Source organism: Mesorhizobium sp. WSM1497 (genome assembly GCF_001672455.2).
GTDB classification, from domain to species: Bacteria; Pseudomonadota; Alphaproteobacteria; order Rhizobiales; family Rhizobiaceae; genus Mesorhizobium; species Mesorhizobium ciceri.
Genome location: NZ_CP021070.1, coordinates 4029326 through 4050562 on the forward strand (window position 1 = coordinate 4029326; position 21237 = coordinate 4050562).

Here is a 21237-nt window from a genome sequence, read left to right on the forward strand (position 1 = left end):
TTCATGCGTGACATCCTCAACGACCTCGAAGCGGGCAAGTATCTCTCCGACCCGGATCCTGTGCGCCGCGCCCAGATCCAGATGAAGACGCCTCTGCCCAAACGCTTCTACAAGGCCGCCTCTGTGGCACCTGTCGACAATGGCATTGCCGTGCATCTCGACGGCAAGCCGGTGCGGACGCCGGGCAAGGCGCTGCTGGTGCTGCCGACCGAGGCAGCAGCCGCGCTCGTCGCCGACGAGTTCGCCGCCCAAAGCGAGACCATCGATCCGGTGAAGATGCCGGTGATGCGCCTCGTCAACACGGCCATCGATGGCGTCGCCAGCGACCCGCAGGCGGTGCTGGAGGATATCCTGCGCTTTGCCTCATCCGATCTCACCTGCTATCGCGCCGACGCGCCGCAAGGGCTGGTGGAGCGGCAGAACCAGCATTGGGATCCGGTGATCGACTGGGCGAGGACGCTCGGAGCCCGCTTCAATCTGGCCGAGGGCATCATCCATGTCGAGCAGCCGCGCGAGACCATCGCCGTGCTGGGCAGCCATCTTGCCCAGCGCGCCGAGCCGCTGCGGCTCGCCGCCATCCATGTGATGACGTCGCTGACCGGTTCGGCGCTGCTGGCGCTGGCTGTCGATTTCGGCGAGATCGACGCTGAGGCTGCCTGGGCCGCTGCTCATGTCGACGAGGACTGGCAGATCGAGCATTGGGGGCAGGATGCGGAGGCCGTTGCCCGCCGCGCGGCTCGCAAGCGCGACATGATGGCTGCCGCCGGCCTGCTGCAAGCGCTCAAGGGCTAGGGGTTTCCCAACTCGCCCGGTTTCATCCCGCAGCGCACCTAATACCAAAGTCATAATCCCAAAGACGCGCTGCCTTTGGCGGGCGCTTTCTGTCATTTTTCCCGAATGGCTGTCGTTGAGTCCGTGCTCGGAGGAGAACGCGGACAGTGTCGCGCAGCATTGAGAACGGGTCTCACGGGAGGATAACGCAATGGCAATAGCATCGACCGCCGGCGGAACAAGCCGCGGCATGACGCGGGAAGAGAAGAAAGTCATCTTCGCTTCCTCGCTCGGCACCGTTTTCGAATGGTATGATTTCTATCTTTATGGCTCGCTGGCGGTGTTCATCGGTTCGACCTTTTTCAGCCCAGCCATTCCGGAAGCGACCCGCAACATTTTCGCGCTGTTGGCTTTCGCCGCAGGCTTCCTTGTGCGCCCGTTCGGCGCACTGCTGTTCGGCCGCATCGGTGACCTTGTCGGCCGTAAATATACTTTTCTTGTCACCATGACGATCATGGGCCTATCGACCTTCCTGGTCGGCTTGCTGCCCGGCTATGCCACTTTGGGCATCGCCGCTCCCGTGATCCTGATCATCCTCCGCATGCTGCAGGGCCTGGCTCTGGGTGGCGAATATGGCGGCGCGGCCACTTACGTCGCCGAACATGCGCCGGACAACCGGCGCGGCTACTACACCTCGTGGATCCAGACCACCGCGACGCTCGGCCTGTTCCTGTCGCTGGTTGTGATCTTGATCGTACAGGCTTCATTGAGCAAGGAAAACTATGCTGCCTGGGGCTGGCGTATTCCGTTCATCGTGTCTTTTCTGCTGCTCGGCATCTCGATCTGGATTCGGCTTTCGCTTTCCGAATCCCCGACCTTCCAGCGCATGAAGGATGAGGGAAAGGGCTCCAAGGCGCCGCTGACGGAAGCCTTCGGCCAATGGAAGAACGCCAAGATTGCACTGCTGGCGCTGCTCGGCCTCACAGCCGGTCAGGCCGTGGTCTGGTACAATGGCCAGTTCTACGCGCTGTTCTTCTTGACCAACGTGCTCAAGGTCGACGCGCAGTCGGTCAACATCATGATCGCGGTCGCCCTGGCGGTCGGTTCGATCTTCTTCGTCGTCTTCGGCTGGCTCTCCGACAAGATCGGCCGCAAGCCGATCATCATGGCGGGCCTTGCGCTGGCGATTGTCTGCACCTTCCCGCTGTTCAAGGCACTGACATGGGCTGCCAATCCGGCACTCGCCACGGCGCAGCAGAACACCAGGGCGACGGTGACCGCGGCGCCGGGCGACTGCAAATTCCAGTTCAATCCGGTTGGCACGGCGAAGTTCACGACATCCTGCGATATCGCGACTTCGTTCCTGACCAAGAACTCGGTTCCCTATGACGTGGTGTCGACGGCTGCCGCCGGCACACCCGCATCTGTCAAAATCGGCAATGAGACGGTCGAGTCCTATGACGCCATCGCCGCCGGTGATCAGGCCAAGGCCAAGGAAGCGGCCTTCATCAAGGCCGTCAATATGTCGCTGCAGGACGGCGGCTATCCGCTGAAGCGCGCGGCAGCCAAGGTTGCGGACCAGAAGCTCGATGCGTTTGTTGCCGCCAACCCGGAACTGAAGCTGGACGCCGCTGCCATCCGTGCCGGTGAAAAGGCGACGGTGCCGATCGACCAGGCGGTCAAGGACAAGCTGCTGACCACCGATGAGGCAGCGGGCGCACCCGAAGTCACCGTCTACAACATTCCAGGCGGCGGCGCGTTCGCCATGTTCGCCGATCCTGCAGCAGTGAACTGGCCAATGACGATCGGCATCCTGTTCATCCTGGTGCTGTTCGTGACCATGGTCTACGGGCCGATCGCGGCGATCCTGGTCGAGATGTTCCCGACCCGCATTCGCTACACCGGCATGTCGCTGCCCTATCACATCGGCAATGGCTGGTTCGGTGGACTGCTGCCGGCAACCGTGTTCGCGCTCAGCGCCTACAAAGGCGACATCTACTATGGCCTTTGGTACCCGGTGGTGATCGCGGCTATAACGCTGGTCATCGGCATGATCTTCGTCAAGGATACGCTCGGCACCGACCTGCACGCCAAGGAGTAGGCAGCCCCAGCGTTCAAAAGAAAGCCCGGCGCGAACGATCGCGCCGGGCTTTTTCTTTTCAGGCCAATTCGTTGGCGAGGGCTGCTGCCCTTTGTGTCAGCTCTTGCGGCCCCGGGCCTCTTCCTCGATGGCTGCCTCATGGTACCAGCCGTCGCCGAAATCCGCGCGGGCACCACGCAGCGAGGCAAGCTCTGCCGCAAACTTAGCCTTTCCGCTCAAATTTGAGGCAGAGAGGCGTGCTGCCGCCGGGAACATCAAAATTTTGGCCGACGGTCGTGTGGAAATGACTTCCATTGCCGGATTCCTTTCTTCCGCCGAACCTTTTCGATTCAACTTGGCCCGAAGATAAGGTCTGCAATCAAGTTAGGCAATATGCCTATGAAAAGATCAGCATTTGCACACTATTTGTGCAAATAAGGACCGTGATGGATCCGGGCGCATTGCTTAGGCGGCTCACCGACTTCCGGTGGATGCCGCGTCAATTTTGTCGCACCCTCCGGACCAAGAATGGCACACGAATTGCATTTTAAGTGTGCGGCAGGCCAGCTGCTGACGGCAGACGCATGTCGACGCCGTTCAGTGTTCGGTGATCAAGCAACGAGAGGCTAGAATGACGAAATACAAGCTCGAGTATATCTGGCTCGATGGATATACCCCGGTCCCCAACCTTCGCGGCAAGACGCAGATCAAGGAATTCGCCGAATTCCCTGAACTCGAGCAGCTGCCGCTGTGGGGCTTCGATGGTTCCTCGACCCAGCAGGCCGAAGGGCACAGCTCCGATTGCGTGCTGAAGCCGGTTGCGGTCTATCCGGATCCCGCCCGCACCAACGGCGTGCTGGTCATGTGCGAAGTCATGATGCCCGATGGTGTCACGCCGCATGCCTCAAACAAGCGCGCCACCATCCTCGATGACGAGGGCGCCTGGTTCGGCTTCGAGCAGGAATATTTCTTCTACAAGGACGGTCGCCCGCTCGGCTTCCCCGAGAGCGGCTATCCCGCACCCCAGGGCCCGTACTACACCGGCGTCGGCTATTCCAATGTCGGCTCCGTCGCGCGTCAGATCGTCGAGGAGCATCTCGACCTCTGCCTCGCCGCCGGCATCAACCACGAAGGCATCAACGCCGAAGTGGCCAAAGGCCAATGGGAATTCCAGATTTTCGGCAAGGGCTCCAAGAAGGCCGCCGACCAGATGTGGATGGCCCGCTACCTCCTGCAGCGCCTGACCGAGAAATACGGCATCGACATCGAATACCACTGCAAGCCGCTCGGAGACACAGACTGGAACGGCTCTGGCATGCACGCCAACTTCTCGACCGCCTATATGCGCGAAGTCGGCGGCAAAGCCTATTTCGAAGCGCTGATGGCGGCCTTCGACAAGAACCTGATGGATCACATCGCCGTCTACGGCCCGGACAACGACAAGCGTTTGACCGGCAAGCACGAGACCGCGCCGTGGAACCGGTTCAGCTATGGCATTGCCGACCGTGGCGCCTCGATCCGCGTGCCGCATTCCTTCATCAAGAGCGACTATAAGGGTTATCTGGAAGACCGCCGTCCGAACTCGCAGGGCGACCCCTACCAGATCGCCTCGCAAATCCTGAAGACGATCGCCTCGGTTCCGGCAAGCGCTCAGGTTTCAGCCGCCGCGTAAGTGTTTCGGACTGTATGACAAGAGGACCCCGGCGTTTCGCGCCGGGGTTCTTTTTTGGCCGTTACCCGGCGGACTGCATTCCCGGTAAAACATACCCAGAAAAAGTCAGGCAGTTCCGGCGGTCGCTAATCGCCCGTGAGTTCCGGCCGCAGCCGTGCGGGTCTGCGGCGATCACTCGCCAGAAAGCCCGGAAAACCGCCTTTTCCAGCCCTTGTCCGGGGCGATGGATCTTCCATAAGCATCTGTTCATACAACGGAATCGGTCATTCGCCACCCGGCTGGCGGCGTTGACAGATCACGCTACGGCATGCGTATTCGCAGGCCTTGGGGTTACGTCACGCAATGCTGTTCGGACGGGCGGGGTTTTCTTGAACGGCGGCATTGGCGTGGGCGCCGGACGAGCGGTCACTGTAGCCTGAGACAGTGCTCCGCTCGCTCCTGGCTCCGAAGTTGGCGACCGAGCCGCCTCCCTTGATCATTTACTGAACACCGCCGAGTTGTGATTGAAGCGACGCGCTCAAGCCGGCCGCTCCGATGGACCGTAGGTCCAAGAATCCGGGCATCCTATGATCGTCGAAGACGAAAGGCGGATACGGCTGTCCATGCGCGGCTGCCGTGCAGGCGAGGCATGCCGGTCGGCTGGCAATTCCTATGGAGCGCAGCAAAAAGCCCTTGAAAGAGGGACGTCTTTCAAGGGCTTGAGCATTATAGCTAATCTTGGACCGAGATTGAATCTCAGACGGAGTAGTACATGTCGTACTCGACCGGATGCGGGGTCATTTCGAAGCGCATCACTTCGGCCATCTTCAGCTCGATGTAGCTGTCGATCTGGTCGTCGTCGAAGACGCCGCCGGCTTTCAGGAAGCCGCGGTCCTTGTCGAGGCTCTGCAGGGCTTCACGCAGCGAGCCGCAGACGGTTGGGATCTTCTTCAGCTCCTTCGGCGGCAGGTCGTAGAGGTCCTTGTCCATCGGCTGGCCGGGATGGATCTTGTTCTTGATGCCGTCGAGGCCGGCCATCAGCAGCGCTGAGAAGGCGAGGTAGGGGTTCGCGCCCGGATCGGGGAAGCGGACCTCGACGCGCTTGGCCTTCGGCGACGAGCCGAACGGGATACGGCAGGACGCCGAGCGGTTGCGCGCCGAATAGGCGAGCAGAACCGGCGCTTCGTAACCCGGCACCAGGCGCTTGTAGGAATTGGTCAGCGGGTTGGTGAAGGCGTTGATCGCCTTGGCATGCTTGATGACGCCGCCGATGAAGAACAGGCAGCTTTCCGACAGACCGGCGTATTCATTGCCGGCGAAGGTCGGCTTGCCGTTCTTCCAGATCGACATGTGGACGTGCATGCCCGAGCCGTTGTCGCCGAAGATCGGCTTCGGCATGAAGGTTGCCGTCTTGCCGTAGGCGTTGGCGACCTGGTGGACGACATACTTGTAGATCAGCATCTTGTCGGCGTTGCGCACCAGCGCGTCGAACTTGATGCCGAGTTCGTGCTGAGCCGCCGCCACCTCATGGTGATGCTTTTCGACGCGCACGCCCATCTCGGCGAGCACGGTCAGCATTTCCGAGCGCATGTCCTGCGCGCTGTCGATCGGCGGCACCGGGAAGTAGCCGCCCTTGATGCGCGGACGGTGGCCGAGATTGCCGGTCTCATAATCGGTGTCGTCGTTCGACGGCAGTTCCGTGGAGTCGAGCCTGAATCCGGTGTTGTAGGGATCCGCCTTGTACTTCACATCGTCGAACACGAAGAATTCGGCTTCCGGGCCGACAAAGATGGTGTCGCCGATGCCTTCGGCCTTCATGTAGGCCTCGGCCTTCTTGGCCGTACCGCGCGGATCGCGGTTGTAGGATTCACCCGAAACCGGATCGAGGATGTCGCACAGGATGACCATGGTCGACTGCGCGAAAAACGGGTCCATGTGGACCGTTTCCGGATCGGGCATCAGCACCATGTCGGACTCGTTGATGGCCTTCCAGCCGGCAATCGACGAGCCGTCGAACATCACGCCATCGGCGAACATGTCTTCCTCGACCTCGATGACATCCATCGTCACGTGCTGCAGCTTGCCCTTCGGGTCCGTGAAGCGCAGGTCGACGAATTTCACGTCGTTGTCCTTGATCTGCTTCATGATGTCTTTGGCTGTCGTCATGTCATGTATCCCTGTGTGATGACTTTTTTTGATGATGACGTTTTTCGGGAGGATGGCGCGGTCGGTCAGACCGCGTCCATGCCCGTTTCGCCGGTGCGTATACGCACGACTTCCTCGATATTGGAAACGAAGATCTTGCCGTCGCCGATACGACCGGTCTGGGCCGCCTTGCGGATGGCCTCGATCGCACCTTCGACCGCGTCGTCGCCAAGCACGACCTCGATCTTCACCTTGGGCAGGAAATCGACGACATATTCGGCGCCGCGGTAGAGTTCGGTGTGACCCTTCTGACGACCGAAGCCTTTTGCTTCGGTGACGGTGATGCCTTGCAGTCCGGCCTCCTGAAGCGCTTCCTTCACTTCGTCGAGCTTGAATGGCTTGATGATCGCTTCGATCTTTTTCATGTAAAAAGTGGCCTCCACTGCCAAAAAAACGGGTTGTGACCCCCCGCTTGCGCCTCCATCAAGCACGAACTGTGCCAATTCAGCGGATTCTAAGCGGTCTCATAAGATTTCAAAGCCGCGCCGCACCGGGATGCAAATTCGCGTCATTCGCTGCACCGGAAGCGGCATGGACTGCCAGAGCCTACACAGCGCCAGCACCCACGTCCGCACAAAAATCGGGCATATTGCCTATCCCCCAGGCAATTTTCTGCCCGCGATGCTTTCGTGCCAACGTTATGGCTGCAGATCTCGGCAACTCCCCCTTGTTTGCTTAGGATCGAAATCGGACAATGCTTGATCGCATGCGGATCGGCAATCCATGAGCAACGAACTTCTTTCCCCGGCCGAAATGAGCGAGGCCGATCGGCTGACGATTGCCGCCGGCCCAGCCGACGGCATCGGTCTGATGCGGCGCGCTGGTGGAGCGGTCGCGGCCGAGGTTCTCAAGCGCTACCCCTCGGCAAAGCACATCCATGTGCTGTGCGGGCCCGGCAACAATGGCGGCGATGGCTATGTCGTTGCCCGCATCCTGGCCGGCAGCGGCGTCGGCACATCGGTCTGGGCATCCGGCGCGCCGAAGCCGAAAAGCGATGCGGCGCTCGCCGCCGCGGAATGCCCGATCAAGCCCCGGCCGCTGTCTGACTTTGACGCCAAGCCTGGCTCGATCGTGATCGACGCGCTCTATGGGGCGGGGCTGTCGAAGCCGCTGTCCGGCGACGCCGCGAAAGCCATCGATACCTTGACAGCTCTGCGCCTGCCCGTGGTCGCGGTCGACCTGCCGTCCGGCGTCTCTGGAAGGAGCGGTGACATATTGGGCAGGGCGTTTCGTGCCGAGGTCACCATCACCTTCGCGCGGAAAAAGCCTGGCCACCTGATGCTGCCGGGGCGCGGGCAATGCGGTGAGATCGTGCTCGCCGATATCGGCATCGGCGACGGCATTATCGCCCAGCTCGCCGTCTCGACCTTCGAGAATGTGCCGGACCTGTGGTTGCAGGAATTTCCCGTGCCGGCGGTGGATGCGCACAAATACAAGCGCGGCCATGTCGGCGTCTTTTCCGGCGGTCCCAGTGCTACGGGCGCGGCGCGGCTGTCGGCGCTGGCCGCCGCCAGAAGCGGGGCAGGGGCGGTCACCGTGCTGTCGCCGCCCAATGCCATGCAGGTGAACGCGATTCACCTGACCTCGATCATGCTGCGCGAGGCGGGCTCGCTCGAGGAGGTGCAGGAATTTCTAACGGTGCGCCATCCCGGGGCGCTGGTGTTCGGACCGGGGCTCGGGCCAAAGCCCAAGATCGGCGATTTCGCCCTGCAACTGATCAAGGCTTTGGAGGAGGAAGCACGCACATCGACGGCTGCAAGCTACGCCGGTGCGATGGTGCTCGATGCCGACGCCATCACGTCGCTGGCCCATCAGCCTCAGGCGCTGTTCGAAGCTGCCCGTCAGCCGAATGCGCCTGCCTTGATAGTCACGCCGCATGAGGGCGAATTCGGCCGCCTGTTCCCTGATATCGCCGGGGACAAAACCATGTCGAAATTGGACAAGGCGCGAACGGCCGCCGCGCGGGCCAACGCCGTCATCGTCTACAAGGGCGCCGACACGGTCATAGCAGCGCCCGATGGCAAAGCGGCGATCAACTCCAACGGTGCACCGTGGCTGGCCACAGCCGGGTCAGGCGACGTGCTGTCGGGCATCATTGCCGGTTTGCTGGCGCAAGGCATGCCGCCCTTCGAGGGCACCTGCGCGGCGGTGTGGTTGCATGCCGAAGCCGGCAGCCGGTTCGGACCCGGTCTGATCGCCGAGGACCTGCCGCTGGCGCTGGTGCCGGTGTTGCGCGAACTCTTCGACGCGCGCATGGCTGCCTGAATGAGCCGTGCACTCGCTCTGTTGTTTGCCACCCTCATCGTCGTCTTGATGGTGCCGACGGCGCGCGCCGAAGGTCCTGTGACGATCGTCGACGATCCGGCAGTGCTCGCCGCACTCGATGCCAAGGGTTTCGGTTTCGCCGACGTTTTTGGGGTCGACGGCGAGGACGGTCTGAAGACGCTCTACGACGAGGCGCCGGCCTATCATGCCATCGTCGAAACGGTTGCCTCCGATGTTGCGGCACTGCGTGCCGATATGAAAGCCGGCGGCCGGACGCTCTACGAAGTCACCGACGGCAATGTCGGCCGCATCATGGACATGCGCTGGCTGAAGACCGACGCCGCGCGCTTCCGGCTGGTCGGCGACGTCAACCGGCTCGATCGTCGCGACTTCGCGGTGCTGCAAGGCGACAGGAGCTGCGGCGAGGTGCGCTTCATCTACCGCCTGGCCTACAGCTTTCGCAAAAACGGCAAGCTGCTGGCGTCGCGCCTGCCGTTCAATTTCAATGCCGTCTACAGCGCCGCCCCCGATGCCGATGGCGGCTGCGTCGGCACTGCCGGGCGCTGGACGCCACAGCTTGACGAGGCCGTCGATGCCGGCTGGCTGACCGGCGGGCCGCTGGAGAAGGCCGGGCTGGCCTTCAAGCAGCTGGAGCTCAACGCGCAGGTGGTGCGCTTCCCGTCCGGTCAGGAAACCGAGTTCGGCGGGCAAGCTGCCTATCTCATGCGGGTATTCGGCATCGATGGCGCTGCTATCAGCGAGAAGCCGCTGGAGAACACGCCCGACACCGCACGGCTCTCGCAGGACACGGCGCTGAAAGCACGGCTCGCCGTCTATGTCGGCGCCAATTTGCCGGCGGTTGACGAAGGCGTCTATGAAATTCCCGACGAGTTCCTGGCCAGAAAGATCATCTCATGGTCGACCTTCGGCAGTGCGCGGCAGGCCAATCATCCGTTTACGCAATTGTTCCAGCCCAATGAATTCGCATCGCTCGATTATTCCACGCTGAAACTGGTGCGCACGCCGGAAGCGCTGGTCGAGCGGCTGGACAATGGCGCCTGCCAGGGTTGCCATCAGGCCGGTTCCACTGCCGGCTTCCATTTCATCGGCCTTGACGACAAGACGACATCGCCGCTCAACCGCATCGAGGTCGGCATCTCGCCGCATCTTCATGCCGAGATCCCGCGCCGCCAGGCCTGGCTGCGCGCTACAGCTGAGGGCAGGGAGCCAAACCGCTTCCGTCCGCTCTCCTTTGCGCCGCCGGCAGCCTGGACGGACGCCGCGGTCGACTACGCGCCGGCCGAGATGGCCATGCCGTGCCTGATGCCGGAAGATGCGGACCGCTTCGGTGCGACCTGGAAATGCGGCGGCGGCACCGTCTGCACGCCGCTGGCCGCCGCTTCGGGCGTGCACACGAAACTGGCGCAATGCCTGCTGCCGAAAGACAGCGAAAAACTGTTTTCCGGTCATCCCTGCCTGACCGGCTCGATCGCCAGCAATGCGGCGCAGCCTTTCAACGACCGCTACAGCAAATCGGGCCAGTTCGCGGCCTTCGCCTCGGACATTTCCCGTACCGCCTACACCTGCCGACCGCCGAAGATCGGCGTGCCTGGCGGCATCGCCTATCGCGGCTGCGACGACAAGGACCGCTCCTTCGCGGCCTTCAAAGCCGGCAAGCCGATGCCGAACGAGATTTGCGGGCTGGTCGGCGGCAAGAAATTCGACATCTGCGTGGCCACCAACAATTTCGACCAATGCCTTGGCGGCGCCGTCAATCGCGGCAACCGGCCGGCCTGTTCGGCCGATCATTTCTGCCGCGAGGACTATATGTGCCAGTCGCTGCCGCCTGACACGCCCGGCATCGGCAAAGTGAAAGGCATCGGCTTCTGCTCGCCGACCTATTTCATCTTCCAGATGCGCATCGACAATCACGCGACACCTTGGGGCAGTCCCGTCCGCGCCACCATGGGGGCGGGGTTCGGCGCGGCGGAAGAGGAGTGAGTTGCCGGCGCCTCACAGCGGGATGTTGTCGTGCTTCTTCCAGGGGTTCTGCATGTCTTTGTTGCGCAGCATACGCAGTGCCCGCGCGATGCGGCGGCGGGTCGAATGCGGCATGATCACCTCATCGACATATCCGCGCTCCGCAGCGACGAAAGGCGACAGGAAGCGATCCTCGTAAGCCTTTGTATAAGCTGCGATCTTTTCGGCGTCACTGATGTCCTTGCGGTAGATGATCTCGACCGCGCCCCTGGCGCCCATCACCGCGATCTGCGCCGTTGGCCAGGCATAATTCATGTCGCCGCGCAGATGTTTTGAGGCCATCACGTCATAGGCGCCGCCATAGGCTTTGCGGGTGATGACGGTGATCTTCGGCACAGTGGCCTCGGCATAAGCGAACAGCAGTTTCGCACCATGCTTGATCAAGCCGCCATACTCCTGCGCCGTGCCCGGCAGGAAGCCGGGGACATCGACGAAGGTGACGATCGGGATCGAAAAACAGTCGCAGAAGCGCACGAAGCGCGCCGCCTTGCGGCTAGCGTCGGAATCGAGCACGCCGGCCAGCACCATCGGCTGATTGGCGACGAAGCCGACCGTGCGGCCCTCGACGCGTCCAAAGCCGGTGACGATGTTCTTGGCAAAACTCTGCTGGATCTCGAAGAAATCGCCTTCGTCGGCGACCTTCAGGATCAGCTCCTTGATGTCGTAGGGCTTGTTGGCGTTATCGGGAATCAGCCGGTCGAGCGACAAATCATGGTCGGTGACCGACTGGTAGCATTCGATCTCGGGAAGCTCCGATGTGTTGGAAGCCGGCAGCAGGTCGACCAGCCGGCGCATCTGCAGCAGCGCCTCGACGTCATTGTCATAGGCTCCGTCGGCGATCGACGATTTCGTCGTGTGGACGGAGGCGCCGCCGAGACTCTCGGCGGTCACCGTCTCGTTGGTCACGGTCTTCACCACATCCGGCCCGGTGACGAACATGTAGGAGGTGTCGCGCACCATGAAGATGAAGTCGGTCATGGCAGGCGAATAGACGTCGCCGCCGGCGCACGGTCCCATGATCACGGAAATCTGCGGGATGACGCCTGAGGCCAGCACGTTGCGCTGAAAGATCTCGGCATAGCCGCCGAGTGCTGCCACGCCTTCCTGGATGCGCGCGCCGCCGGCATCGTAGAGGCCGATGATCGGCGCCCGGTTGCGCAGCGCCATCTCCTGCACCTTGATGACCTTCTCGGCATGCGCTTCCGACAGCGAGCCGCCGAACACGGTGAAATCCTTGGCGAAGAGGTAGACCGGGCGGCCGTTGACGGTGCCCCAGCCGGTGACGACGCCGTCGCCCGCGATCTTGGTCTTTTCCATGCCGAAATCGGTCGAGCGGTGCTCGACATACATGTCGAACTCCTCGAACGAGCCCTCGTCGAGAAACACCTCGATGCGTTCGCGCGCGGTGAGCTTGCCCTTCTTGTGCTGGGCATCGATGCGGGCCTGGCCACCACCCATGCGGGCGATCTCGCGGCGGCGCTCGAGTTCCTTCAGCACGTCCTTCATCGATTACCTCCCAAGCCAGCGGCATTTCGTGGTAATCGTGCCGGCAAGCGAGCGCAAGCGCCGCTTGCTCCGTGGATTTTGCTGCGCTGCAGCATGACGCCCCTTGCATTTGGTGGCGAACTGGGCCATATGCGGCGGCATAGGCGCTTGGGCCGGGACTTATCCGGCCTTCTCGACGAATGAGACTGGTTGCGTCTGTTTTCCCTCTTTCCGGTATATCGGCCCTTTTTCCGGTAAATCACAAAGCGGCGAAAAAGCCCCGTGGCATGATGCCTGCGGGCACGACAGCGCAGCCGAGTGGACGAACCCGTCCGCCCGCCTTGTCGTTTCATGAAAATTTGTTCGACGGCAGGTTGCGCCCTGCCGCCATCGATGTTTGCGGCCAGAAGCCGCGTGAAAGAAGATTATTTTGACCAACGAAAACACTTTGCCCGGTAGCAACACTGCGGAACTCACCGGTTTCGCGGCACTGGGTATTACGGGCGCGCTGCTCAAGGCCACCCACAACGCCGGCTTCACCGAGCCGAAGCCTATCCAGGCGCAGGCTATCCCGCCGCAGATGGAAGGCCGTGACATTTTCGGCATCGCCCAGACCGGCTCCGGCAAGACCGCGGCCTTCGCTCTGCCGATCCTGTCGAAGATCATCGCACTCGGCACCAAGCGCCGGCCGAAGACGGCGCGTGCGCTTATCCTGGCGCCGACGCGCGAACTCGCCGTGCAGATCGAGGATACGATCAAGATCCTCGCCAAGGGCGCGCATGTCTCGACCGCGCTCGTGCTTGGCGGCGTCTCGCGCTTCAGCCAGGTGAAGAAGGTTGCGCCCGGCGTCGATATCCTGATCGCAACGCCCGGCCGGTTGACCGACCTGGTGCGTGAGGGCGACCTCATACTTGCCGACACCAAATGGCTGGTGCTCGACGAGGGCGACCGCATGCTCGACATGGGCTTCATCAACGACGTCAAGCGCATCGCCAAGGCGACCGCGCCCGATCGTCAGACGGTGCTGTTCTCGGCGACCATGCCCAATGAAATCGCCGAACTGGCCAAGGGCCTGCTGAAGAACCCGATCCGCGTCGAAGTCGCGCCGCAAAGCACGGCAGCGGCCGAGATCGTGCAAGGCGTCGTCTTTGCCCGCACCAAGCAGAAGCGCCAGGTGCTGTCGACGATGCTCGCCGATGAGGCGATGAAGTCCGTCATCATCTTCTCGCGCACCAAGCATGGTGCCGACAGGGTGACCAAGGACCTCGAGCGCGATGGCTTCAAGGCCGCCGTCATTCACGGCAACAAGTCGCAGAACGCCCGCCAGAAAGCGCTGAACGATTTCCGCGACGGCTCGGTGCGCATTCTGGTGGCGACCGACATCGCGGCGCGTGGCATCGACGTGCCCGGCATCAGCCATGTCGTGAATTTCGATCTGCCTGATGAAGCCGAGAGCTACGTCCACCGCATCGGCCGTACCGGCCGCAACGGCATGGACGGCATCGCGATCACGCTTTGCGATCCTTCCGAGAACAGCAAGCTGCGCCAGGTCGAGCGCATCATCCGCACCAAGCTGCCGATCGTTGCCGACCATCTCGGCAGCCCCGATCCGCTGCGCAATCCGGCAGAAAAGAACGAGCGCTTCGAGCCGGCCAATGACCGCAACGACCGCAACGACCGCAATGGCCGTCGCGACGGCAGGCGGCCCGGTGGCGAGAACAAGGGCAACGGCTTTGGCAAGAAGCGCTTCGGCGACAAGCCGGCCTTCGCCGGCGAGCGCAAGCCGGACGGCGCCAAGCCGGCCTTCAAGGGCAACAACAAGCGCCGCTTCGGCGGTAAGCGTCCGGCTGCGCGGGCCGCGTAAGCCAGACCGCGCTGCAGTCAGTCAAGCTTCGGCTGGCTGATTGCCGAGACGAAACAAGAAAAGGGCGGCCGAAGCGATGCTTCGGTCGCCCCTTTTCGTCGGCCTACTTCACCACCGCTTCGATCCAGACGGCGATCCTTTGCGCCAGAAACGCCGTGGTCGACGGCGACAGCGCGTCGCCGGCAATGACGTGATTGTCCGGGTCGCCAGTGTCGTCGACCGGAACCAGTTCATGCGGCGCGCCCCAGCGCCCGGCAATCTCGCGGCTGCGGTCGGCCCGCACCACTTTGTCCGAATCAGAAAAGATGAACAAAGCAGGGACGGTCGCCTTCTCCACCGGCGCGCCATAGGCAAGCTCGGTCAGCGCCTGCATCGGCAAGGTTGCTTCGATTGGATAGCGGGTGGTCCAGAATTTTTCATTCAGCGCGTTGCGCGGCACGAAGCTATGTTCCTTGCCGGCGACCAGCCTGGCGATTTGTTTGCCCCACGGCATGGTCAGGATCTCGGCGCCCGAAGTCTTGACGCCGAAGTTCGGGGAGATGAACGCAATCGCCGCCACCCCGTCCGACGCACCGGGCTGCGTTGCCGCCCAGACCGCCAGCGAGCCGCCGGTCGAAGTCGAGATGACGATCACCTTGTCGCCGATCGCCCGGCCGATGGCGAGCGCCTCCTCATAGTCGTTGATCCAGGCATTGATGCTGCCTTGCGTCATCGCCGCGCCATCCTGCCCATGACCGGTAAGCCGTGTGTAGAAGAGATTGGCGTCAAGCTGTTCCGCCACTTCGTCAGGCAGCGGGCGGACCTCGCCCTTCGATGCGGAAAAGCCGTGGATGTAGACGATCGATAGCGGGGTCCTGGCATGCACCAACGGATCGGCCCAGACGATCTCCTTCTCCAGCCCGTCTCGGATTCCGGGGATGGCGGCTTCCGCCTTTGCCACATAGGCCTGCGGATCGTCGCCGATGAGCGAGGGATCGAAACGGATCGTGGTGTCGACGCGAACGCGCGGGCCGAACACGAAGGCCAGTGCGAGAACGGCAATAAGGCCCAGCACAGCAAGCACGATCCGTCGCCCCATCGCAGACTCCACGCGGCACTTGTCTCAACCATGGCGACGGCGGCCCGAAAACGGGGAGCCTGCCAATTTCGCAGGCGTCCTATTCGATCGGCGGCTTGCGGTCGTAATGCAGAGGCCGCGCCTTCCAACTGGTCATCAGGCTGATAAACCCTCTGCACAGCGGCCTCGGCAGCAGGGCGAGCAGTTTCAGCGGCCAGCTTGTCCGGCGCGGGAAATGGACTTCGAAGCCGCCCGATTTGATGCCCCGCGCCATGCGGCGCGACGCACGGCTGACCGGCATCAGTCCCGGCATCGGCAGCATGTTCTTCTCGGTCAGCGGGGTGTCGATGAAGCCAGGATTGAACACCTGGATACGCACGTTCATCTTGTCGAAATCATACTTCAGCGACTCGGCCAGGATGTTGATGGCCGCCTTGGTGCCGCCATAGGCGGCCGTTGTCGGCCAGCCGAAATAGGACGTCACGGAGCCGACCAGCACGACATGGCCGCGCGCCCGCACACGCATGCGTTCGACCGCGGGCACGAGACCGTTGATGATGCCGAAATAATTGACCTCGAAGGACCGGCGAAAGTCGTTGACGACAAGATTCTCCCCCGGCGTCGAAATGTAATTCCCAGCATTGAAGATGGCGAGCACGATGGGACCGAGCTCCTTCTCGATCGCAGCGACGGTCCTTGCCATGCGCGGCTCGTCGGTGACGTCGCAGGGAAAGGCCGTGACGCTGCCCGGCATCTGCGCGGTCTCGACGACAAGCGTGTCGATCGGATCGTCGTCGAGCGCCGTCACCGCGACGGCATAGCCCTGGGAAGCAAGATCCCTGGCCAGGGCACGGCCGATGCCGCTCGATCCGCCCGTGATCCAGGCGACGCCGTGCTTCGGGTTGGCCCGGTAGAGTGTCATGCTGCGCCCTGTCGACTTGTTGGTGCTTTGCTCTAGCGATGAAGAAATCGAATGAAAAGCTGCTTTTCAACGTCAGCCGGAAAATGAGCTGTGGCGCAAGAGGTCGGTTTCGGGAAGCGCTGACGCAACTACAGTACCGCAAATGCGACTGGACCAGACAAATTCTTGCCTTGAAACTGCAGCTTCGGGTTTCTAGGGTTTCGGCGCACCTACACAAGGAATCCTGAATGCCCCGTTCTGTGATCGACGCGATCGGCAACACGCCTTTGATCCGCCTCAACAAAGCTTCGGAACAAACCGGTTGCGAGATCCTGGGCAAGGCCGAATTCATGAATCCGGGCCAGTCGGTCAAGGATCGCGCCGGCCTGTTCATCATCCGCGACGCCGAGCAGCGTGGGCTGCTGAGGCCCGGCGGCGTCGTCGTCGAGGGAACGGCGGGCAACACTGGCATCGGGTTGACGCTGGTCGCCAAGGCGCTCGGCTATCGCACCGTCATCGTCATTCCCGACACACAGAGCCAGGAGAAGAAGGACACGATCAAGCTGCTCGGTGCCGAACTGATCGAAGTGCCTGCCGTGCCCTACAAGAACCCCAACAATTACGTGAAACTGTCGGGGCGGCTGGCCGAGCAACTGGCGCGGACCGAGCCGAACGGCGCCATCTGGGCCAACCAGTTCGACAATGTTGCCAACCGTGACGGCCATATCCGCACCACAGCGGAGGAAATCTGGAGCCAGACCGGCGGCAAGGTCGATGGCTTTGTCTCGGCGGTCGGTTCCGGCGGCACGCTGGCCGGCGTCGCCTTTGGGCTGAAGGCGAAAAGCAAGGATGTGAAGATCGCGCTGGCCGACCCGCTGGGGGCCGCGCTCTACTCCTTCTACACCAGCGGCGAGCTGAAGTCCGAAGGCAGCTCGATCACCGAAGGCATCGGGCAGGGGCGCATCACCGCCAATCTCGAAGGGTTTACGCCGGATTTTTCCTTCCAGATCCCCGATGAGGATGCGCTGCCGATCGTCTTCGACCTGATTCAGGAAGAGGGGCTTTGCGTCGGTGGCTCGACCGGCATCAACATTGCCGGCGCGATCCGCCTGGCCAGGGAATTGGGTCCCGGCCACACCATCGTGACCATTCTTTGTGACTACGGCACGCGCTATCAGTCAAAACTGTTCAACCCGGAATTCCTGCGCGAGAAGCAACTGCCGGTGCCAGGCTGGATGGAGCTGAAGAGCACAATTTCGGTGCCGTTCGAAAAGGTCGCGTGATGGCAAACAGGACGGATGCCCTGTTTCGCGACGACGCCTATCTGCGGACGGCGGATGCGACAGTCGTTGCCGTCAACGACCGCGGCGGCATCATCCTCGACCGGACGATCTTCTACGCCACTTCGGGCGGCCAACCGGGCGATACCGGGTGTCTCGAACGCGCGGACGGCAGCCGCATCGCCATTGCCGCTACCCTCACCGGCGAGACCAAGGACGAGATCATCCATGTGCCGGCGCCTGAGCAAGCGGTGCCACAGGTCGGCGAGACGGTGAGGCTGGCCATCGACTGGGAACGCCGGCATCTCCTGATGCGCATGCATGCGGCTTGCCATTTGCTCACCGTCGTCTGTCCGTTTCCAATCACCGGTGCCGCCGTTTCCGAGGACGACAGCCGTGTCGACTTCGACGCTCCGGATGCCGGCTTCACCAAGGAGGACATCACCGCCGGGCTGATGGAGCTGGTGCGGGCCGATCATCCGATCTTTGTCAGGCTGATCAGTGACGAGGAACTGGCCGCCAATCCCGGCCTGGTGAAATCCAAGAACGTCCGGCCGCCGGCCGGCACCGGCAAGATCCGCCTGGTCTGTATCGGCGACAACGCCTCGGTGGACAGCCAGCCCTGCGGCGGCACCCATGTGAAGAGCACTGGCGAAGTCGGCGAAATCCACATCGGCAAGATCGAGAAGAAGGGCCGTGAAAACCGGCGCTTCCGCATCCGCTTTGGGCCGATGCCGGCAAACTGAACAGACAGTGATCGCCAAAAGGCGAGCAGGAGCACAAAATGGCCGAGGACAGCCCCTTCACCGTCGACGCAGACTGGCTGCAGCAACGTCTCGGCGAGCCGGGCCTGACGATCATCGACGCATCCTGGTATCTCCCGGCGCAGAAGCGCGATGCGCGCGGCGAGTATGATTCGGCCCACATCCCGGGCGCACGATTTCTGGATCAGGATGCGGTTTCGGATCCGGATTCGCCCTTGCCGCATACGCTGCCGTCACCGCAGCATTTTGCCCAGTATGTCGGCGCCATGGGCGTTTCGGCCGATGACACCATCGTCGTCTACGATGGTCCGGGTTTCTTCTCGGCGCCCCGGGCGTGGTGGATGTTCAGGGTCATGGGCGTCTTCCAGACCTATATTCTGGATGGCGGCTTCGATGGCTGGAAAGCCGCCGGCAGACCGGTGACGGCTGAGCCGACGAAGATCGCGCCAAGCGTGTTTCATGCCGATTTCGACTCCGGGCGCGTCGCCAGCCTCGCCGACATGCGCCGGATCGTCGACACCAAGGCAAGCCAGATCGCCGACGCCCGTGGGCCGGGCCGCTTTACCGGCACTGAACCTGAGCCGCGCGCGGGTATCCGCTCCGGCCATATGCCTGGCGCGCGCAATCTGCCCTATTCGGCGCTGTCGGAAAATGGCGAGCTGCTGTCGAAGGACCGCCTGCGCAAGGCGATCGAGGAGGCCGGCATCGATCTGTCGAAACCTGTCGTCACCTCATGCGGCTCCGGCATTACCGCAGCGGTGGTGACGCTGGCGCTGGAAACGCTTGGCCATGCCAACAACAGGCTTTACGACGGCTCATGGACGGAGTGGGGCGGGCTTTCCGACACGCCTGTCGTGACCGGCCCCGTTGTGATCGGCAAGGAATGAAGACGATGGAAAACGGCGCGCTGGAAGATATTGACGTCACGGTGACGTTTCTCGAGATGCATGTGCCGCCGGCCTATTCGCCGCCGGTGCCCTACAACCGTCAGATCGCGCTGCTGAAGACCAAGGACATTCCGCTGCATTTCTACCGCTATCTGATGGACCGGGTGGGGCGCAAATGGCACTGGGTCAATGTGCTGAGGCTGGATGACGACGAGCTTGCCGCCGGCATTCATCGCGAGGATCGCGACATCAGGGTCCTTTATCTCGACGGCGCACCCGCCGGCTTCTTCGATCTCAAGCCGCATCTGCCGGAAGAAGTCGAGCTCGCCTATTTCGGCATGATGGAACATGCGACGGGACAAGGCATCGGCCGCTGGTTCCTGGGCTCCGCGATCGCTGCCGCATGGTCGCATGGGCCGAAGCGGGTGACGGTGCAGACCTGCACGCTCGATCATCCGGCGGCTCTGCCGCTTTACCAGAAGCTCGGCTTTGCACCGGTGGCGCAAAAGAAGGAAATCGTGCATCCGCTGCCTTTCGCCGAGCGCGCGGCCAGCGTCATGCGGCCCTAGCCGGAAGCTGACACCAGCTCGAATCTGAACCTGTCGTTCATCGGCCCTTCAGGCTGCTTTTGGCATGTTGCCCGCACCATCAATGCGGCCAAGGCCGAAGGAGACGAAGACATGCTGACCCGCCGTACACTTGCCGCCGCGCTGATCGCGGCGATTGCCATGCCAAGCCTGGCCGCAGCCCAGGCGACAACGCCTTCGGCCGCGACGATCGAGCGGAAGCTCGAGGCGGCACCGCGTGTGAAATTGCGGCCGAACGAGCGCGTCACCATCCGGGAATTCAAGCGGCGCCCGGATTTGCGTCGCATGGCCCGCTCGATCGATATCCAGTCGATCAACTTCGCCTTCGGTTCGGCGGCTATTGCCAACTCGCAATACGACAAGATCGAGACTATTGCCGACGCGCTGCGGCGAATCCTGCGCCGCGATCCCGGCGCCCGCGTGCTGATCGAGGGCCATACCGACGCCGTCGGCTCCTTCCAGTCGAACCAGGCCCTGTCCGAACAACGCGCCGCTTCGCTCAAGCGCACATTGGTGCGCGAATTTAGGGTGCCCGGCCATGCACTGGAAACGGTTGGTTACGGTGAGGAGTTTTTGCTGGTGCAGACGCAGAACGAAAACTGGCAGAATCGCCGGGTGACGCTGCGCCGCTTCGACGATTTCATCCGTTGAGTCGCAGCTCCGAATTTTAATTAGCCGGCGCCTTTGACAGGAATCTGATGAGAGCCGATCGCCGAGGGGCGATCGGCTTTTCGACATTTGGCAGGAATCGGGTGGGCGGCGAGGGTTCAAGAACATAATTTCCAATCACGACACCGGAGATTTTTTCCATGACCATCCAGTTCAAAGCTTTGCCGACCGAAGCTGTCAGGACGCTGCAGCGTGGTGGCGTCGATGCTTATGGCCAAACGCCCGAGCGAAAGGTCTCAGATGGTGACGGCATGCCTTGCCGGCATTGTTTGAAGAACATAGGAGCCGGCGATGCCTATCTTGTTCTGGCATACAGGCCATTCCCGCAGCTTCAGCCCTATGCCGAAACCGGGCCGATCTTCCTGCATGCCGAGGCATGCGACCGCGCTGCCGAGGGCGAGGCGCTGCCCGAGATTCTCGAAAGCCCCGACTACATCGTGCGCGGCTATGGCAGGGATGACCGTATCGTCTATGGCAGCGGCGGCGTGGTCCCGACCGGAGACATCACCAGGCGGGCCAAGACCTTGTTGGAACGCGACGAGATCGCCTACGTCCATGTCCGCTCGGCGCGCAACAATTGCTACCAGTGCCGCATCGAGCGCGCTTGAGGCTGAGATTAGCCGCTGGAAACAGCTGTCGTACTCCCGTCGCATAGTCGCGATAGAAAGCCATTGTCGATCGATTTGCCGACCGCGGATGAACCGGCGGCAAATCTCGACATCGAGGAAGCG

At 62.3% G+C, this 21237-nt stretch carries 18 protein-coding genes; 12 read left to right on the forward strand and 6 right to left on the reverse strand.

From position 1 onward, the window contains the following. Positions 1 to 3: 3 nt before the first annotated feature. Positions 4 to 792, forward strand: coding sequence for an ATP12 family chaperone protein (locus A9K65_RS19685; RefSeq protein ID WP_064994182.1), 789 nt, complete (start codon positions 4 to 6; stop codon positions 790 to 792). A 190-nt stretch (positions 793 to 982) separates the two neighbouring features. After that, entirely contained in the window at positions 983 to 2872 is a 1890-nt protein-coding gene (locus A9K65_RS19690; protein WP_013531448.1) for an MFS transporter, read from the forward strand. Positions 2873 to 2968: 96 nt separating this feature from the next. Here A9K65_RS19690 and A9K65_RS19695 read toward each other — a convergent pair whose 3' ends face one another. After that, positions 2969 to 3166: a DUF2735 domain-containing protein gene (locus tag A9K65_RS19695; RefSeq protein ID WP_063168063.1), complete on the reverse strand. Its 198-nt coding sequence runs from the start codon at positions 3164 to 3166 to the stop codon at positions 2969 to 2971. Positions 3167 to 3482: 316 nt separating this feature from the next. Between A9K65_RS19695 and A9K65_RS19700 the strand changes: the two genes are divergently transcribed. Further along, the gene (locus tag A9K65_RS19700; RefSeq protein ID WP_013531450.1) at positions 3483 to 4523 is read left to right on the forward strand and encodes a glutamine synthetase beta-grasp domain-containing protein; all 1041 of its coding nucleotides are present in this window, start codon (positions 3483 to 3485) and stop codon (positions 4521 to 4523) included. Positions 4524 to 5258: 735 nt separating this feature from the next. Here the strand turns inward: A9K65_RS19700 and glnA are convergent. Both glnA and A9K65_RS19710 read right to left on the reverse strand, forming a co-directional pair. Further along, the gene (gene glnA / locus A9K65_RS19705; RefSeq protein ID WP_064994181.1) at positions 5259 to 6668 is read right to left on the reverse strand and encodes a type I glutamate--ammonia ligase; all 1410 of its coding nucleotides are present in this window, start codon (positions 6666 to 6668) and stop codon (positions 5259 to 5261) included. Positions 6669 to 6733: 65 nt separating this feature from the next. After that, a complete protein-coding gene (locus A9K65_RS19710; RefSeq protein WP_006205430.1) occupies positions 6734 to 7072 on the reverse strand; it encodes a P-II family nitrogen regulator in 339 nt (112 codons plus the stop codon). A 358-nt stretch (positions 7073 to 7430) separates the two neighbouring features. Between A9K65_RS19710 and A9K65_RS19715 the strand changes: the two genes are divergently transcribed. Beyond that, a complete protein-coding gene (locus tag A9K65_RS19715) occupies positions 7431 to 8972 on the forward strand; it encodes a bifunctional ADP-dependent NAD(P)H-hydrate dehydratase/NAD(P)H-hydrate epimerase (RefSeq protein WP_064994180.1) in 1542 nt (513 codons plus the stop codon). Then, on the forward strand, positions 8973 to 10973 hold the full coding sequence (locus A9K65_RS19720) for a hypothetical protein (RefSeq protein ID WP_064994179.1): 2001 nt from the start codon (positions 8973 to 8975) through the stop codon (positions 10971 to 10973). A gap of 12 nt (positions 10974 to 10985) precedes the next feature. Here the strand turns inward: A9K65_RS19720 and A9K65_RS19725 are convergent, their stop codons facing one another. After that, a complete protein-coding gene (locus A9K65_RS19725; RefSeq protein ID WP_064994178.1) occupies positions 10986 to 12518 on the reverse strand; it encodes an acyl-CoA carboxylase subunit beta in 1533 nt (510 codons plus the stop codon). A gap of 409 nt (positions 12519 to 12927) precedes the next feature. Between A9K65_RS19725 and A9K65_RS19730 the strand changes: the two genes are divergently transcribed. Beyond that, positions 12928 to 14361, forward strand: a complete 1434-nt coding sequence (locus A9K65_RS19730) for a DEAD/DEAH box helicase (RefSeq protein ID WP_064994177.1) — start codon at positions 12928 to 12930, stop codon at positions 14359 to 14361. Between the two features lie 103 nt (positions 14362 to 14464). On the opposite strand, the gene A9K65_RS19735 is transcribed toward A9K65_RS19730, so the two are convergent. Both A9K65_RS19735 and A9K65_RS19740 read right to left on the reverse strand, forming a co-directional pair. Continuing rightward, complete coding sequence (locus A9K65_RS19735) at positions 14465 to 15439, reverse strand: alpha/beta fold hydrolase (RefSeq protein WP_063168060.1); 975 nt, start codon at positions 15437 to 15439, stop codon at positions 14465 to 14467. A 79-nt stretch (positions 15440 to 15518) separates the two neighbouring features. Continuing rightward, positions 15519 to 16340, reverse strand: a complete 822-nt coding sequence (locus A9K65_RS19740; protein WP_024505081.1) for an SDR family oxidoreductase — start codon at positions 16338 to 16340, stop codon at positions 15519 to 15521. A gap of 227 nt (positions 16341 to 16567) precedes the next feature. Between A9K65_RS19740 and A9K65_RS19745 the strand changes: the two genes are divergently transcribed. The 6 genes from A9K65_RS19745 to A9K65_RS19770 all read left to right on the forward strand — a co-directional run bounded on the left by A9K65_RS19745 (position 16568) and on the right by A9K65_RS19770 (position 21114). After that, a complete protein-coding gene (locus A9K65_RS19745) occupies positions 16568 to 17602 on the forward strand; it encodes a cysteine synthase A (RefSeq protein WP_064994176.1) in 1035 nt (344 codons plus the stop codon). After that, positions 17602 to 18345, forward strand: a complete 744-nt coding sequence (locus tag A9K65_RS19750; protein ID WP_064994175.1) for an alanyl-tRNA editing protein — start codon at positions 17602 to 17604, stop codon at positions 18343 to 18345. Before A9K65_RS19745 ends, A9K65_RS19750 begins: the two co-directional genes overlap by 1 nt. Before the next feature lie 38 nt (positions 18346 to 18383). Further along, positions 18384 to 19250 carry a 3-mercaptopyruvate sulfurtransferase gene (gene sseA / locus A9K65_RS19755; protein WP_064994174.1) on the forward strand — a complete coding sequence of 289 codons (867 nt, stop codon included), beginning with the start codon at positions 18384 to 18386 and terminating at the stop codon, positions 19248 to 19250. A gap of 5 nt (positions 19251 to 19255) precedes the next feature. Next, entirely contained in the window at positions 19256 to 19819 is a 564-nt protein-coding gene (locus tag A9K65_RS19760) for a GNAT family N-acetyltransferase (protein WP_013531462.1), read from the forward strand. A 111-nt stretch (positions 19820 to 19930) separates the two neighbouring features. After that, positions 19931 to 20488, forward strand: coding sequence for an OmpA family protein (locus A9K65_RS19765; RefSeq protein ID WP_013531463.1), 558 nt, complete (start codon positions 19931 to 19933; stop codon positions 20486 to 20488). Positions 20489 to 20646: 158 nt separating this feature from the next. After that, a complete protein-coding gene (locus A9K65_RS19770) occupies positions 20647 to 21114 on the forward strand; it encodes a DUF1203 domain-containing protein (protein ID WP_064994173.1) in 468 nt (155 codons plus the stop codon). Positions 21115 to 21237: the final 123 nt, after the last annotated feature.